This window comes from Goodfellowiella coeruleoviolacea (assembly GCF_024171785.1).
Taxonomy (GTDB): Bacteria; Actinomycetota; Actinomycetes; order Mycobacteriales; family Pseudonocardiaceae; genus Goodfellowiella; species Goodfellowiella coeruleoviolacea.
The window spans coordinates 323,422-339,210 of sequence record NZ_JAMTCK010000006.1 but is presented as its reverse complement, the minus strand read 5'-3'; the positions used below and the strand labels follow the sequence as shown (position 1 = coordinate 339,210).

16 protein-coding genes are annotated in these 15,789 nt (G+C 72.6%); 11 read left to right on the top strand and 5 right to left on the bottom strand.

The window, feature by feature from the left end; all coding sequences use genetic code 11:
* Positions 1–94 precede the first annotated feature (94 nt).
* The gene (locus tag LX83_RS15405) at positions 95–1,255 is read right to left on the bottom strand and encodes a hypothetical protein (protein WP_253771790.1); all 1,161 of its coding nucleotides are present in this window, start codon (positions 1,253–1,255) and stop codon (positions 95–97) included.
* Positions 1,256–1,370: 115 nt separating this feature from the next.
* Here LX83_RS15405 and LX83_RS15400 point away from each other — a divergent pair, with 115 nt between their 5' ends.
* Positions 1,371–1,793: a DUF3151 domain-containing protein gene (locus tag LX83_RS15400; protein WP_253771788.1), complete on the top strand. Its 423-nt coding sequence runs from the start codon at positions 1,371–1,373 to the stop codon at positions 1,791–1,793.
* A gap of 124 nt (positions 1,794–1,917) precedes the next feature.
* Positions 1,918–3,009, top strand: a complete 1,092-nt coding sequence (locus tag LX83_RS15395) for an FUSC family protein (protein ID WP_253771786.1) — start codon at positions 1,918–1,920, stop codon at positions 3,007–3,009.
* A gap of 44 nt (positions 3,010–3,053) precedes the next feature.
* Here LX83_RS15395 and LX83_RS15390 read toward each other — a convergent pair whose 3' ends face one another.
* From LX83_RS15390 to LX83_RS15380, 3 genes are all read right to left on the bottom strand, one after another.
* A complete protein-coding gene (locus LX83_RS15390) occupies positions 3,054–3,305 on the bottom strand; it encodes a hypothetical protein (RefSeq protein WP_253771784.1) in 252 nt (83 codons plus the stop codon).
* A gap of 3 nt (positions 3,306–3,308) precedes the next feature.
* Positions 3,309–3,980, bottom strand: a complete 672-nt coding sequence (locus LX83_RS15385) for an HNH endonuclease family protein (RefSeq protein ID WP_253771782.1) — start codon at positions 3,978–3,980, stop codon at positions 3,309–3,311.
* A 178-nt stretch (positions 3,981–4,158) separates the two neighbouring features.
* Positions 4,159–4,842: a hypothetical protein gene (locus LX83_RS15380; protein ID WP_253771780.1), complete on the bottom strand. Its 684-nt coding sequence runs from the start codon at positions 4,840–4,842 to the stop codon at positions 4,159–4,161.
* Between the two features lie 67 nt (positions 4,843–4,909).
* Between LX83_RS15380 and LX83_RS15375 the strand changes: the two genes are divergently transcribed.
* Positions 4,910–6,202 carry an adenylosuccinate synthase gene (locus tag LX83_RS15375; RefSeq protein WP_253771778.1) on the top strand — a complete coding sequence of 431 codons (1,293 nt, stop codon included), beginning with the start codon at positions 4,910–4,912 and terminating at the stop codon, positions 6,200–6,202.
* Between the two features lie 104 nt (positions 6,203–6,306).
* Here the strand turns inward: LX83_RS15375 and LX83_RS15370 are convergent, their stop codons facing one another.
* A complete protein-coding gene (locus tag LX83_RS15370; RefSeq protein WP_253772045.1) occupies positions 6,307–7,920 on the bottom strand; it encodes a Na+/H+ antiporter in 1,614 nt (537 codons plus the stop codon).
* Between the two features lie 243 nt (positions 7,921–8,163).
* On the opposite strand from LX83_RS15370, the gene purD reads away from it, so the two are divergent.
* The 8 genes from purD (at position 8,164) to LX83_RS15330 (ending at position 15,664) form a co-directional block, all read left to right on the top strand.
* Complete coding sequence (purD, locus tag LX83_RS15365) at positions 8,164–9,429, top strand: phosphoribosylamine--glycine ligase (protein ID WP_253771776.1); 1,266 nt, start codon at positions 8,164–8,166, stop codon at positions 9,427–9,429.
* A gap of 104 nt (positions 9,430–9,533) precedes the next feature.
* A complete protein-coding gene (locus LX83_RS15360; protein ID WP_253771774.1) occupies positions 9,534–10,016 on the top strand; it encodes a PE domain-containing protein in 483 nt (160 codons plus the stop codon).
* Positions 10,009–10,602, top strand: coding sequence for a DUF3558 domain-containing protein (locus LX83_RS15355; RefSeq protein WP_253771772.1), 594 nt, complete (start codon positions 10,009–10,011; stop codon positions 10,600–10,602). The genes LX83_RS15360 and LX83_RS15355 overlap by 8 nt, the downstream gene beginning before the upstream one ends.
* Positions 10,603–10,611: 9 nt before the next feature.
* The gene (locus LX83_RS15350; RefSeq protein WP_253771770.1) at positions 10,612–11,910 is read left to right on the top strand and encodes a hypothetical protein; all 1,299 of its coding nucleotides are present in this window, start codon (positions 10,612–10,614) and stop codon (positions 11,908–11,910) included.
* A 5-nt stretch (positions 11,911–11,915) separates the two neighbouring features.
* Positions 11,916–12,686, top strand: coding sequence for an ESX secretion-associated protein EspG (locus LX83_RS15345; RefSeq protein WP_253771768.1), 771 nt, complete (start codon positions 11,916–11,918; stop codon positions 12,684–12,686).
* Between the two features lie 284 nt (positions 12,687–12,970).
* Positions 12,971–13,771, top strand: coding sequence for an ESX secretion-associated protein EspG (locus tag LX83_RS15340; RefSeq protein ID WP_301328247.1), 801 nt, complete (start codon positions 12,971–12,973; stop codon positions 13,769–13,771).
* A gap of 211 nt (positions 13,772–13,982) precedes the next feature.
* Positions 13,983–14,288, top strand: a complete 306-nt coding sequence (locus LX83_RS15335; RefSeq protein ID WP_253771764.1) for a hypothetical protein — start codon at positions 13,983–13,985, stop codon at positions 14,286–14,288.
* 164 nt (positions 14,289–14,452) lie between these two features.
* Entirely contained in the window at positions 14,453–15,664 is a 1,212-nt protein-coding gene (locus LX83_RS15330; protein WP_253771762.1) for a transglycosylase SLT domain-containing protein, read from the top strand.
* Positions 15,665–15,789: the final 125 nt, after the last annotated feature.

Genomic DNA, 15,789 nt, shown 5'->3' with positions numbered 1-15,789 from the left:
CCGGACCAGTGCCCCTGGCAGCGACCCGCTGTCCAGGGGCACTGCCCGTTTCCGGGCGGTCGCTGGACGGTTCCGGTCAGGCGGCGGTTCCCGGTCAGGCGGCGGTGGCGGCCGGGCCGGGCTGGGGCGCCTCGGGCCGGGCCGGCCGCAGCGCCGCCCAGCCGCGCCGCGCCACCACCCGGTCCGCGACCAGCCACAACACGGCCAGCAGCGCGAACGCCGCGGGCAGCCAGCGGTAGTCGACCGGTGGGCCGCCCAGCAGTTGGCTCTGCACCCAGAAGCCGCCGTAGCCGGCCGCGCTCACCAGCAGCGCGCCCACCAGCGCGGTGACCGGGGCGGGTAGCCGGAGCAGGAACGCCACGTCCACGGCCACCCCCAGCAGCACCGCGAACAGCGGCACCACCGAGGGCGGGAACGCCGCGCCAACCAGCAGCGGCCAGACCAGGCACCGGTAGGCCACGTAACCGCTGATCACCGCGGTGGCCGCCCAGCGCAGCCCGGTCATCCGGCGGGCCAGCACCAGCACCAGCCCGGCCGCGGCCACCGCCCAGCCCAGGTACACCCAGTCCGGGATCGGCATGGCGAAGTGGGTGACCGCGGCCCGGTCCACCGGCCGGCCGATCTGGTCCGCGGCGAACTGCAGCAGGATCGGTTCGGCGTAGGGCTGGCCGCGCTCCCACGAGGCCAGCTCCAGCACGCCGTACTCCTGCTGCTGCTCGGCGAACCACACCCCCTCCAGGAACAGGCACCACAGCACCAGCAGGCCCAGCGGGTAGGCGCGGCCGCCGCGCGGGTGGTGCAGCACCCAGCCCCGGATCACCCCGGCGATCATGATCCCGGTGCCGACGTAGAGCAGGGCGTGCGACGGGCTCCACGCGGTCAGATCCAGCCCGTTGACCCGGTGGTTGATCACGTCCAGCGGCGCGGCCAGCACGAACACGCCCATGCCCCACTGCATCAGCCGCAGCGTGGTGCGGTCGGCGCCGTAGCCGGTGTAGGTGTGGAACAGCACCAGGGCGATGGCGATGACCGTGCCCACGGTGTTCACCAGGTGCGGTGGCGCCAGGTCGTCGCGCAGCCACCGGAAGTGCCAGGACACGTCCCAGGTGGAGCCGAGCAGCTTGAACGCGAACGCGGCCAGCCACAGCCGGTACAACCCGACCGCCAGGCCCGCCGGCGTGTCCCTGCCGGGCAGGCCACGCTCCCAGTATTGGTCTCCGAACCGCGCGAGGCGCGCCGCAACCCCCGTACGCACCGCTACATCATCCGGGTCGGCCCAGGTGAGCGGGAAAGCAGCCCGCCCGGAGCGGCCGTCGGCGGGCCGGTGGGCGGTTGTCCGGGCCCGCGGGCGGGTCGGGCACGATGGCGCCATGGCACTGGATTCCAACCTGCTCGGCCCCGAACCGACCCGGCTGCCGGAGCGGCCCGACGCGCAGGCCGCCCTGGCCGGCGGCACCGACCCGGCCGAGGTCGTGCGCGCGCACCCCGACTTCAGCGAGGCGTGGGCGGCCCTGGCCGAGCGCGCGCTGCGCGACGGCGACCCGGTCACCGGCTACGCCTTCGCCCGCACCGGCTACCACCGCGGCCTGGACCAGCTGCGCCGGGCCGGCTGGAAGGGACACGGCCCCATCCCCTGGGCGCACCGGCCCAACCAGGGCTTCCTGCGCGCGCTGGCCGCGCTGGCCAGGGCGGCCGAGCAGATCGGCGAGGTGGACGAGCAGCGGCGCTGCGCGCAGTTCCTGGCCGACAGCGACCCCGAGGCGGTGACCGCCACCGGCCTTGGCAGCGCCTGAGCCGGACTGAACACCACCGCGTCGGGGCACCACCGCGTCGGGACACCACTGAATCGAGCCTGAACCGGGAGTTCGCTCACTCGACCAGGTTTGGTCCGGCGCTATCCGGGTGAGAATTCAGCGCGTGAACGCACTGGGTGAGGTGTTGGCCGGTCGGTTGCGGCGTTGGCAGCGGACCGCGCTGCCGATCGCGCAGGCCGCGCTGGCCGCGGGGCTGGCCTGGCTGCTCGCGCACGACGTGATCGGGCACAGCCAGGCGTTCTTCGCGCCGATCGCCGCGGTGGTCTCGCTGGGCATCTCACTGGGCCAGCGGCTGCGCCGGGTGGTCGAGCTGATCGTGGGCGTGTCCCTGGGCATCGGCGTGGGCGACGTGCTCATCTCGGCGATCGGCACCGGGCCGTGGCAGGTGGCCCTGGCCGTGGCGCTGGCCATGTCCGCGGCCGTGCTGCTGGACGGCGGCACGGTGATCGCGCTCCAGTCGGCGTCCTCGGCCGTGCTGGTGGCCACGCTGCTGCCGCCCAGCTCGGCCGCGGGGCTCAACCGGATGGTGGACGCGCTGGTCGGCGGGTTGGTGGGGCTGGCGGTCGCCGCCCTGCTGCCGGCCAACCCGCTGACCGTGGCGCACCGGCAGGCCAAGGCGGTGCTCGGCGAGCTGACCACGGCACTGCGCGGGGTGGCCGACGCGGTCGCCGAGCACGACGCGGTGGCCGCCGCCGGTGTGCTGGCCAGGGTGCGCAGCAGCCAGAGCACCGTGGAGGAGTTCCGGTCGGCGCTGCAGACCGGCAGCGAGATCGCCTCGATCGCGCCGATCCGCTGGCGGCGGCGGCACGAACTGGGCGGCTACCAGGCCGCGGCCGTGCCGGTGGACTACGCGCTGCGCAACACCCGGGTGCTGGCCAGGCGGGCGCTGGCCGCGCTGCGCGACGGCGAGGAGGTGCCGGAGATCCTGCCGGACGTGCTGCGCCGCTACGCCGACGCGGTGGACCTGCTGCGCACCGAGCTGGCCGTGGGCGGCGAACCCCACCAGGCGCGCGCCGCCGTCCGGGACGCGGCCCGCCTGGCCACCACCCACCACCTGGGCAGCGGCGGCTTCTCCATGCGGGTGGTGCTGGCCCAGGTCCGGTCGATCGCCGTGGACCTGCTCCAGGCCACCGGGCTGAGCCGGAGCGAGGCCACCGCCGCGCTGCCGCCGCTGTCCCGCCAGCAGCCGGACTGAGCCGAGCGGGTTGGCGCGGACGGGCCTTGCTCACCCGCGAGCGGTCAGCCGGCGGGGCGGTTGAGCACGTTCTGCAGCAGGGAGTGCACGGCGGCGTGGTCCCGCTGGTCGGCCAGCCGGCAGGACCCACCGCGCAGCCGGTACCACTCGTCGGCGCCGGCGTAGCGGACCTTGGCCACGAGCACCCCGTCCCCGGTGACCACCGTGCGCAGTTCCAGGTCGCCGGTGATGACGCCGACCTCGTCGGTCATCACCCCGCCGGGCCCGGCGTGGAACGGAGAGGAGTACTCACGCATTGATCAACACCTACCGAGCATGTTTTCCAGGGTGGATTTCTCCGTGGGGTTCACCGTCAGCGACCAGGTGAACTTCACGTGCACCCACATTTTGGCGTACGTGCACCAGTACGTGTTAAGCGGTGGCTTCCACTGGTCGGGTGTCTGGTCACCCTTTGCCTGGTTCACCGTGTCGGTGACGGCGATCAGCTGCGGGCCGGACAGGTCGTTGGCGAACGCCTCGCGCCGCTCGGTGGTCCACCGCGCCGCGCCCGAGCGCCACGCCGCGGCCAGCGGCACCACGTGGTCGATGTCGAGATCGCTGGGGTCGGTCCAGGTCGCGCCGTCGTAGGGGCTGCGCCAGGTGCCGGACACCACCGTGCACGCCCCGTCGGTTGCCACCTGCTCGCCGTCGCGTTTCAGCACTTCCTGACGGGTGGTGCAGCCGCCGGACACGGTGTGCCAGTGCGGGAACAGCTCTCGGCTGTAGCCGGCCATGGAGCCGTCCGCGGCCACGGACAGCGCGCCCAGTTCCGACCGGGCCGAGGCCGTGCTGGTGATGCCGGGCGGGGCGGGCGCGGCGGCACCGGCCGGTGCGACCGGACCGGCCCCGGCGGCCAGCGCGGCGGCCAGCGCGGTGAGCAGGCCGACCGGTGCGCGGAGGGCCCGGCCGGCGCGAATTCTGTGCAGAACCATCGTCACTCCACCGTTGTCGGAAAAACGTTGGCGAGACGACTTTCAGTGCGGCGCGCACTGATCGCAATTCGTCTGAGTGACGATTCGCTGACGTGCTGTGCCCAATCGTGTGGACAAAATCCGATTCGGTGCCCGCTCGGGTGAATTTGACGTAACTCGGTCGGGTAAATCCGTTCTGTCACACCAGGCCGCGGACCAGCCGCAGGTCCTCGGTGTGCCGGTACCAGGTCCACCGGTTCACCAGCCGGGGGTGCCGCACGCCGTCGCTGATCGGGGTGACCGGCAGGCAGCCGAGCTGGAACGCGCGGCCGGGCGTGCTGGTGGCGCGCTGGACCAGCAGGCGCCGCCGCACCACCCGGACGACCAGGCCGGCGCCACCCGCCGGGTCCGGGGTCACCTCGATCCGGCTGGCCTGGCCGCGCAGCACGAGTTCGTCGTCGCAGTAGCCGACGCCCCGCACGGGCGCGAGCACGCCCCGACCGAGGAGCACCCCGCCCACGTCGTCCCGGATCAGCGGTACCGGATCGGGCTCCCCCGCCAGGGCGAGCCGCCACACCTGCTCCGGCCGGTCCGGCAGCCCCCACAGGCCGGCCACGGCCGAGTCCGGCTCCGCCGGCACGTAACCCACGGCCACCTCGCCCAGCCGCTCGGTGCGCAGCAGCCGCAGCGCCACCGCGGCCAGGTCCGCGTCGGTGCCCCAGACCACCAGCCGGCCCCCGGCCAGCTCCGCCAGCACCGGATCGACCTCGGCCTTGCCCGGTCGGGCGGGCAGTTGCCGCACCGCGAACTCGTCACTGTGCGCAACCGACGGCAACTGATTGTCGATCGCGGTGTTTCCGCAGGCCAACACGATTCCGCGCACCATCAGCTCCTGGTCTACCCTCGTGCACCGGCATTTGCCCGTCCGTCGAATCACCTGGGAGTTTCACATGCCGGCCATCGTGTTGATCGGGGCGCAGTGGGGCGACGAAGGCAAGGGCAAGGCCACCGACCTGCTCGGTGAGCACGTCCAGTGGGTCGTCCGCTACCAGGGCGGCAACAACGCCGGGCACACCGTGGTGCTGCCCGACGGCCAGGACTTCGCCCTCAAGCTCATCCCGTCGGGCATCCTCACCGAGGGAGTGACCAACGTCATCGGCAACGGTGTGGTGGTGGATCCGGGTGCGCTGCTGGGTGAGCTGGCCGGGCTGGAGGAGCGCGGCGTGGACACCTCGCGGCTGCTGCTCTCCGCCGACGCGCACCTGATCATGCCGTACCACGTCGCCATCGACAAAGTGACCGAGCGCTACCTCGGCAAGGCCAAGATCGGCACCACCGGCCGCGGCATCGGCCCCTGCTACCAGGACAAGGTCGCCCGGGTCGGGGTGCGCGCCCAGGACCTGCTCGACGAGAAGATCCTGCGGCAGAAGGTCGAGGCCGCGCTGGACTTCAAGAACCAGGTGCTGGTCAAGGTCTACAACCGCAAGGCGCTCTCGGCCAACGAGGTGGTGGACACCGTGCTGGCGCAGGGCAGCCACTTCGCGCACCGGATCGCCGACACCCGGCTGCTGCTCAACCAGGCCCTGGAGCGCGGCGAGACCGTGCTGCTGGAGGGCTCCCAGGGCACGCTGCTGGACGTCGACCACGGCACCTACCCGTTCGTCACCTCGTCCAACCCGACCGCCGGCGGGGCCAGCGCCGGGTCCGGCATCGGCCCGACCCGGATCACCACGGTGATCGGCATCCTCAAGGCGTACACCACGCGGGTGGGCTCCGGCCCGTTCCCGACGGAGCTGCACGACGCGTCCGGCGAGTACCTGCGCAAGACCGGCGGCGAGATCGGCGTGAACACCCGCCGGCCGCGCCGCACCGGCTGGTTCGACGCGGTGATCGCCCGCTACGCCAGCCGGGTCAACGGCATCACCGACTACTTCCTGACCAAGCTGGACGTGCTGTCCGGGCTGGAGAAGGTGCCGGTGTGCGTGGCCTACGACGTGGACGGCACCCGGGTGCACGACATGCCGATGACCCAGACCGACGTGCACCACGCCATCCCCGTCTACGAGGAGCTGCCCGGCTGGTGGGAGGACATCAGCCAGTGCCGCAGCTACGAGGAGCTGCCGGCCAACGCGCGCGCCTACGTGGACCGGCTGGAGGAGCTGTCCGGGGCGCGGATCTCCGCGATCGGCGTGGGCCCCGGCCGGGACCAGACCATCGTGCGCCACGACCTGACCGGCCGCTGAACCCAGCTGGTCGCTGAACCGATCGGTCGCTGGACTGGGCCGGCCGCTGAACCGGGCCGGCCGGTGCTCTCGGGCTGGCCGGCGCGCCGGTGCCGGCGCCCGCGTCACAGCCGGCGCTGGCCGGTGCCGGACACCGCGGCCTCGGTCAGGTCCAGTTCGTGCAGCACCTTGCGCATGACCTCGTCGTCGAGCCGGCCGGAGTCGCGCTCGTCGATCAGGGCGGCGCGCTGCGCGGCCAGCAGCTCCTGGCGCATCCGGCGGAACGCCCGGTGCTTGCGCCGCTTGGGGTCGTCCGGGTCCAGCTCCAGCCGGTCCACCGCCGCCCTGGCGTTGAGTTCGACCAGCTCGTGCAGTTGCGCGGCGATGTGCTTGGCGGCCTGCTCGGGCACGTGCGCGCTGTGCTTGGCCAGCACCTGGTCCAGCCGGGCCAGCGCCGCCTTGGCCGTGGCCCGCCTGGCCGCGACCTCGGCCCGCTGGTCGCGCTCGGCCTCGTGCGGGTCGGCCACGTGCAGCACCCGGATCAGCCAGGGCAGCGTGGTGCCCTGCAGCAGCAGGGTGCCGATGGTGACCACCACCGCGAAGAACTGGATCGGCCCCCGGGCCGGGAACGGCGCGCCCGACTCGGTCTCGAACGGGATACCGGTGGCCGCGGCCAGGGTGACCACGCCGCGCATGCCGGCCCAGGAGAGCACCCCCACGCTGCCCCACGGCCAGTGCCGGGCGTCGGACTCGCTGGACAGCATCCGGACGGGCAGCAGGCGCGCCAGGTGCACCCACAGCGCCCGCACCGCGATCACCGTGACCAGCACGGCGCCCGCGACCAGCAGCAGCTGCCAGGTCGGCTCGCCGAACTCGGGCAGCCGCTCGATCACCCACCGGGTCTGCAACCCGATCAGGCCGAACACCAGCGCTTCCAGCAGCAGGTCGGTGGCGTTCCACACCGACTGCTCCTGCAACCGCATGGAGAACCCGGCCTTGGGCGAGTGGTGGCCCAGGTACAGGCCGGCGGCCACCACCGCAAGCACGCCCGAGCCGGACAGCTCCTCGGCCAGCAGGTAGGCGGAGAACGGCACCACCAGGCCGAGCACCGACTCCATGGTCGGGTCGCTCAGCCGCACCCGGACCGCGTGCACCACCAGGCCGATGACCAGGCCCACGACCACGCCCACCACCGTGGCCAGCGCGAACACCCGCAGGCCCAGCCCGAACGAGCTGCCCGCGCTGACCACCGCGGTGATCCCCACCCGGTAGAGGGTCAGCGCGGTGGCGTCGTTGACCAGGCTCTCCCCGGACAGCACGGTCATCAGCCGGCGGGGCAGGTTGAGCTTGCGGCCGATGGCGGCGGCGGACACCGCGTCCGGCGGGGCGACCACCGCGCCGAGCACCAGGGCCGCGGCGAACGGCAGGGTGGGCATGAGCAGGCTGGCCACCAGGGCCACGGCGAACGCGGTGACCAGGACCAGGCCGACGCCCAGGCTGAGGATCGGCCGCACGCTGGCGCGGAAGCTCAGGTAGGAGCTGTCCAGCGCGGCGGAGTAGAGCAGCGGCGGCAGCACCACGGTGAGCAGCAGTTCGGGGTCGAGTTCGATGCGCGGCACGCCCGGGACGAACGAGACCGCGACGCCGACCGCGACCAGCAGCAGCGGCGCCGGCCAGTCCCGGCTGCGCGCCACCGCGCTGACCGCGAGCGAGCCGACCAGCAGCGCCACGATGTGCATCGCGTGCACGCGCCATCACCTGCCGTCCCACCTGCCGTCGGCTGCCCGACCGGGGAGTGCCCGCCCTGACCGGAATCAATCATTGTTGGTGCAACTAATCCCCCCCGTGCTGGCGCGGGGCGGTGCAGGACGGGTCCAGCCCGGGCGCGGCCCACCTGACCACCCGGCCGGCTGACCTGGCCGTGCGCCGTTCGGAGCACGTGGTTCGCGGTCTCGGGCCAGTGCCAACTAGGCTCCTTCACCGTGCGTGTCCTGGTAGTCGGGTCAGGTGCCCGGGAGCATGCCCTTGTCCTCGCGTTGTCGCGGGACCCCGAGGTCACCGCGCTGGCGTGTGCGCCCGGCAATGCCGGTACCGCCGCGCTGGCCGAGTCCTACGGGGTTGACGTGACCGATCCGGCCTCGGTGGTGGGGCTGGCCACGCAGTGGCGGGCCGACCTGGTCGTGGTCGGCCCGGAGGCCCCGCTGGTCGCCGGGGTCGCCGACGCCGTGCGCGAGGCCGGGATCGCCTGCTTCGGGCCGTCCAAGCAGGCCGCCCGCATCGAGGGGTCCAAGGCGTTCGCCAAGGACGTGATGCGGGCCGCCGGCGTGCCCACCGCCCACGCCGAGGTGGTGGACAACCCGGCCAGGCTGGACGCGGCGCTGCGCAGGTTCGGTCCCACCTTCGTGGTCAAGGACGACGGCCTGGCCGCCGGCAAGGGCGTGGTGGTCACCAGCGACCTGGCCGCGGCGCGCGCCCACGCCATGACCCTGCTCGACGGCGGCCACCCGGTGCTGCTGGAGTCCTTCCTGGACGGGCCGGAAGCCTCGCTGTTCTGCCTGGTCGACGGCAAGACCGTGGTGCCGCTGCTGCCCGCGCAGGACTTCAAGCGGGTCGGCGACGGCGACGCCGGCCCCAACACCGGCGGCATGGGCGCCTACACCCCGCTGCCGTGGGCCCCGCCCGATTTGGCCGAGCAGGTGGTGGCGCGGATCGTGCAGCCGGTGGTCGACGAGATGGCCAGGCGGGGCACCCCGTTCTCCGGCCTGCTCTACGCCGGCCTCGCGCTGACCTCCAACGGCCCGTCCGTGATCGAGTTCAACTGCCGGTTCGGCGACCCCGAGACCCAGGCCGTGCTCGCGCTGCTGCGCTCGTCCCTGTCCACCCTGCTGCTGGCCGCCGCCACCGGCACCCTGGCCGACCAGCCGCCGCTGGAGTGGGCCGAGGGCGCCGCCGTGACCGTGGTGATCGCCGCCGAGGGCTACCCGGGCCGGCCCCGGGTCGGTGACGTGATCACCGGCAGCGAGGCCGAGGGCGTGCTGCACGCCGGCACCCGCCGCCGCGAGGACGGCGCCGTGGTCTCCGCGGGCGGGCGCGTGCTGTCCGTGGTCGGCACCGGCCCCGACCTGGCCGCCGCCCGCGACGAGGTGTACCGGCGGGTCAAGGGCGTGCACCTGACCGGGTCGCACCACCGCACCGACATCGCGCTGCGCGCGGTCCAGGGCGACATCAGCACCCCACCGCTGGGCTGACGGACAACGGGTCGAGACCGGAGGGAACCGGACCTCTGGTCTCTTCGTCCAAACTCAGGTACGGCTCACACCGTCGTTGGTAGCCTGCGAGTCGAGACCGACCCGTGACCGTGACGCAGCAGGGGGTAATCGTCGTGGCGTCCGAGCAGCCGGAACAGGTAATCCAGTCCCTCACGGCCATGGCCGTGGCCAACCCGTTGGCCGCTCCCGCCGCCGCCGCCCGCCTGGCCACCGCGCTGGCCGACCAGATCCCCACCACCGGTTCGGGAAAAACGGTCAAGGTCAACCCGGACAACGTCCTCCAGGCCGGCAAGATCATCAACGAGCAGGTCGAGTCGCTGCGAACCACGTTTGACGCGGCCAGCCGCGACCTGATAATCGACGCACCTGGCGGTGACATCGTCAGTTCCGAGGTGGCCGCCGCGTGGAACTCCCGTCTGGCCCAGGCCGATGATTCCTACGCGAAGCGAGTCCAGCAGTACATCGACAGCCTGGACAAGCTGTGCGCTCAGATGCGGGAAGCCGCCAAGCAGTACGGGTACACCGAGGAAGACATCACCGGTTCATTCGGAGCGGGTAGTGCGTGATCGTGCACGACTGAGTGCGGCCATTGCCGCGTTGGCCATGATTTCCCTGGCGGGCTGTTCCACCACCGAGGACGGGCAGGCTGTGGCCGGAGGTGAGAGCACGAGCGCTGGCCGTTCGGGTTCCACAACGACTACCAGTACGACGGAGTTGAGCAGACCCCGTCCCAAGGATCTTCCCGTTACCTCAGTCGACACCTGCAGTTTGCTGACCGATGTTCAGCAGAGGGAACTCGGCATCGACAAGGCGCCATACAAGATGGAGGGCTACCAAATCCCGAGCTGCCGCTACTCGCACGGTTCCAGCGAACCCTTCTACCAGTACCGCGTGTCCGCCAACATCAACGAGAACATCTCGGCCTGGTCCAAGCGGAACGTGGACGTCGAATCGATCGATGTGGCGGGCTTTCCGGCGGCGAAGTTCACGCTCCGAGGCACTCAGGCGGACTGCGTGGTGGCCGTGGATGTCGCCGAAAACCAGTCAATTGAGGTCCAGTACACGCAGACGGGCCTCAGGAGCCCGGAGCTGTGTCCCAAGTCGCTCCAGGCGGCCGAGATGGTCATGGCGACGTTGCAGACGGGCAAGTGAGGGGGAGTTATGTACCTGAGTGGGCACCCGGAGATCAGGGACCACCGTTTTCAGGGGTATGACAACGCCGCGCTCGCCGATCTTGTGGACCGGTTCGGGCAGGGCTCCGGGGTGGAGGGGCTGGAGCGGGCCGGCGACGCGCTGCGCAACATCGCCAACAGCCTGGCCGACACCGACCGGGTGCTGCGCGAGCAGCTGGCCGCGATCGGGGTGGAGTGGGAGAGCGGCGCGTCGGACATGGCGCAGTCGATCATGCTCGGCTCGGCGGAGTACGGCGCGGACGCGGACACCAAGGTGACCATGTCGTCCAAGTCGGTCCAGCAGCAGAGCGCCGCCTACAGCCACACCAAGTACAGCCTGCCCGACTCGGAGCAGCTGCGCGGGGACACCGAGAAGAGCTGGGTGGACAAGGGCGCCAGCCTGTTCGGCTACACCACCGACCACGCCAGGGAGGTCGAGCGGACCAAGGCGGCGCGCCAGCAGGCCATCGACTCGCTGGACCAGTACACCAGCGCCAGCCGCGAGGCGTTGCACCGCTACCAGGGGCTGGAGCAGCCGCCCGCGTTCGACCTGCAGGTCAGCCCGGCCGCGGACAGCACGTCGCTGAGCGGGGTGCACGGTTCGACCGGGCAGGTCACCGGGGTCGCCAGCGCCGGTGTCGGCGGTGGTGCCGGGTTCTCCGGCGGTGGTGCCGGCGGAAGTGGCGTGGCCGGGGTCCCCGGGGGTGGCAGCGGCTCGCCCGTGCCCACGCCCGGCGCGCTGCCCGGTGGCGGTGGCAACACCGGAACGCCGGGGCAGCTGCCCGGCAGCTACAGCGGCACGCTCACCCCGGGTGGGGGTGCCAACCAGGCTCCGGCCGCCGCCAACTTCGGCACGACGGCCAAGCCGACCGGCAACTTCGGCCTGGGCATGGGCTTCGGGGTGGCGGCCGGCGCCGGGCTGGGCGCGGCAGCGGCCGGCGCGCGGGGCGGCCAGGTCGTGGGGGGCGGCCGAAGTGGTCGGACCCCGGGCATCGGCGGCTACCCGAACACGCCCGAGGGGCGGGCCGCGGCGAACCGGGCCGCGGGTGGCGCGGCCGGGGCGATGGAGGAGGAGCACCCGCTCAACCGGAACTCGGCGCAGGCCGGCCGGGGCGGCAAGGCCGGGTCGTCGTTGATGCAGCCGGCCGCGGCCGCGGGGCGGGGCGGCAAGCCGGAAGAGGACGAGGAGCACGTGCGCAAGTACGGCATCGACTCCGACGACGTGTTCGGGGATGGCCGGCTGGTGGCGCCGTCGGTGCTCGGCGACGACGACATGAAGGACAAGTAGGCAGGGTGACCTCCACCGGCAGCGTGGTGCTCTCCACGCTTGAGTTCGACGTGGTGTGGGAGAGCGAGCGCCTTCCGAACCGGCATGTGGCGTTGGACGTGCCCAGTCCCGGCATCACCCACACCGAGCGGGCCGCGCTCGTCGGCGGGGCGTGGGAGTCGCTGGAGGGGCGTGGGCTGGCCAGGTCCGGACGGGTCGTGCCGGAGCTGGCCGACCGGCTGGCGGTGCTGGCGCACCCCGCGGTCAGCGTGGACTGCTGGGTCTGGGCGGACCGCAAGATCTCCGCGCTGGCCGGGGCGGCCGGGAACGACGCGATGCTGGCGGTGGTGGACCGCGACGAGGTGTGGCTGATCGACACCAGGGCGAGTGCGCTGGCCGAGGCGGCGGTGTCGGTGGCCGGCGACATGCCGGCCGGCGGCGGGCGCTCGGTCAGCCTGCCCACCGACGAGCTGCAGCAGGCCGCGGCCGAGGTCGGGGACGACCCGGAGTTGCTGATCACCGCGCTGGCGCGGCGGGGGGTGCCGCTCAGCGAGGCGCAGACGCTGGCCGGGATGGTCAGCGGGATGGGCACCAAGGGCCAGTTCGGGGCGCAGCGGGCCGGACGGCAGGGGCCGCCGGAGCGCGCCGACCGGGTGATCGCCTTCCACGACACGCCGGCCGGGCGCTACCTGCACCAGATCCGGCCCAGCACGGACGGCCGGCGGTGGAGCACCATCACGCCAGCGGACAACCAGCGGTTGGCCAGCTGCGTGTGGGAACTCCTCGACGAAATATGAATCTTTTTCGCGAAAATCAGCGGGTGAAAACCGCGAATACCGAGGGCGAGCACGGCGGAAACAGCGGGTGAGGCGCGCCGGCCAATGCGGCTCCCCGCGCGGCCGGTGAACCGGGCCACGGGCCCGGAATCTCAAAAAATTCTGACAAAGTGCCTGGTCAGGCACAGCAACAAATAACCAGAACACTTCTCGCGCGCGGGGAACCGGCGCGAGCCGGTCGGCGTCACTCTCTTTCGACCGTACGCGCGGACGCGCGTTGCCCACGGCGAATGGAGTGACGGCCGTTGACCGTTGAGCACAGAGCGGCGGAACTCAGTGCGACCGCATACGAAGTTGCCTGGGAACATCTCAACCTGGGGGCCATGCCGATCGTGCTGCATGTGCCGAGCGAGGGAACGCAGCCGGAGGAACGCGCACTGGTGCTCGACGCGGCGTGGACCGAGTTGCGCGAGCGCGGCCTGGCCAGGGGCGAGGACCTGGCCCCGTGGCTGGTCGACCACCTCTGCCTGCTGGCGCGCGCCGAGAACGTGATCGACGCCCGCATCGGCATGGGCAGCGGCGCGGTGCGGGCCATGGCCGCGGCCAGGGTCTCCACCGGGGTGGCGCCGGCCGCCGGCGTGCTGGCCGTGCTGCGGGCCGGCACCCTGACCGTGCGGGAGGTGCCGGTGGACGGGCTGGCCGAGGCCGTGGTCGGCCTGCTGCCCGCCGGGCACCCCGGTCCCGGTCGGGCCGTGACCATCCCGTTCGGCGAGGTCGACGCGGTGCTGGGCAGCGACTCGCTGGTGGCGCTGACCGAGCAGCTGCTCGGCCGGGGCGTGCCCGCCGACCAGGCCGAGGCACTGGCCAGCATGGCCGCCGGCGCGGTGCTGCACGGCCAGTTCGGCGCCGCCGCCAGGACCCCGGCCGGTGTCCGCCGCCGGGCCTGCCGGGTGGTCAGCTGCTACGACACCGCCGCCGGTCGCTACCTGGTCGAGCAGGTGCCCTCGGCCAGTGGCCGGCCCAGGACCACGGTGGAGCCGGCCGACCAGCGACTGCTGGTCCAGCGGGTCGGCGCGCTGCTCGCCGAGGTGAGCACGCGGGGGTGAGCGCCCAGGTGCTGACCGCCCGGGTGTGATGGCGCAGGGGGAGACCGCAGCGGGGGGACTGCGCAGGCCGGGTGACTCCCGGTGAACGCCGGACCACGGGTTTCCCGCCCGGCCTAGAGTGCTGGCGGGCGGGAACCGCGTGGTTCGGTTCCGCGTCCCACGCGTGGAGCAACCGCGTTGACGCGGGTCGTTGGCAAAGGGGGATGCGGCAGTGGCAGTCGTGAAGTACAACGCCGAGGCGATGGAGCAGTGCCGGAGCACGGTCAGCAGCCAGGCGGGCCAGTTCGGTGGGATCGGGGACGGGTTCTCCGGCCAGGGCGGCAGCGGTGACATCTTCGGCAAGCTGCCCAGCTCGGCCGGGTTGTCCGGGGCGGTCGACTCGTTCAACTCGACCATGGGCGCGGAGTTCGCCGCGGCCGAGTCCGTGCTCGGCAAGGTGGAGCGGGCGCTGGACGCGGTGGAGCAGACCGTGGCCGACACCGAGCAGGCCAACACCAACTCGCTCACCGCCGTGTGATCGCGGTCAGCAGGTCAGGGCGGCACGAGCGAGGTGGGCAACATGAGCGAGTCGACGCGAGAAGAGTCGACGCGGCAAAAGTCGACGCGAGAAGAGTCGACGAGGAAACCAGTCAGCGCGGTCGCGGCGTGGGCGCGGCCGTCCCGAGCCGGTGAGGTGGGGGCATGAGTGCGAAGGACGAGGTAGCCGCGCTGCCCGGGGGGCAGGCCCTGGCCGCGCTCGCCGACCAGGTGGACAGCGCCCAGCCGGACGGCGTGCGGGAGATCGCGGCCAGGTGGAAGGAGGCGGCGGAGTCCTGCGGCAACTCGACGAACACCGTCAACCAGTCGGTCAACCAGCTCGACGGCGCCTGGGAGGGCGCCTCGGCCGACGGGTTCGTCGCCTACATGGGCAAGTTCGGCCAGGCCGGCGCGTCCACCCAGGAGGCGCTGGCCGCCGCGGCCGGCGACCTGGACAAGGCGGCCGACGCCCTGGAGTCGGCCAAGACCTCGGTCAACCGGATCTGCGAGGACCTGCTCAGCCGGGTCCGCCAGCTCCAGCAGCAGCCCAGCACCGACCCGGCGGCCGAGGCCGCCAAGATCGCGATGATCACCGCGATGTGCGCGGAGGCGGCGGCCGACGCCAAGCCCAAGGTCGACGAGGCCGACCAGGCCGTGAACGCCGCGGCCAGCGCCCTGGGCGGGCGGGGTGAGGCGGTCAACCCCAAGTTCTCCACCCTGGAGGACCCGGGCACGCAGGCGTTCACCCCGGGCAACGGCAAGCCGATCGACTGGAAGGGCACCCCGCCCAGCGACGCCACCTCGACGCAGGGCACGCACGCCGGCTCCGGCCAGACCGGCGCCCAGGGCGCTGGCGGCTCGGGTGGCGCTGGCGGGTCGGGCGGTTCCGGTTCCGGCTCCGGTGGCTACGGCGGCGGTGGCTACGGCGGCGGTGGTGGCGGCGGCACCGGTGGCGGTGGTGGCGGCGGAGGCGGGGGCGGCCTCGGGCCCAGCGGTGGCCCGCCGTCCGGCCCGGTGCCAGGCAACGTCGAGGAGTGGATCAAGGAGGCCATCAAGATCCTCCAGGCCAACGGCGTGCCGGTCACCGACGCCAACATCAAGGACATCTGGACGATCATCCAGAAGGAGTCCGGCGGCAACCCGCACGCGATCAACAACTGGGACTCCAACGCGGCCAAGGGCACCCCGTCCAAGGGCCTGATGCAGTGCATCGACCCGACGTTCCAGTCCTACAAGCTGCCCGGGCACAACGACATCTGGAACCCGGTGGACAACATCATCGCCGGGGTCCGGTACACGTTCGCCCGCTACGGCGGCTTCGCCAACCACCCGGGCCTGAAGTCGATGGCCCACGGCGGCGCCTACCAGGGCTACTGATCCCCGCCGCGGTGATCCGCCGAGGCGAGCCAGCACCGGCCGGGGAACTCTCCGGCCGGGCTGATCGTTTTAGTGACCAAGAGTCTCGCGCGAGCGGTCGAAGTCGGGCCGCTCCCGCGTGACGG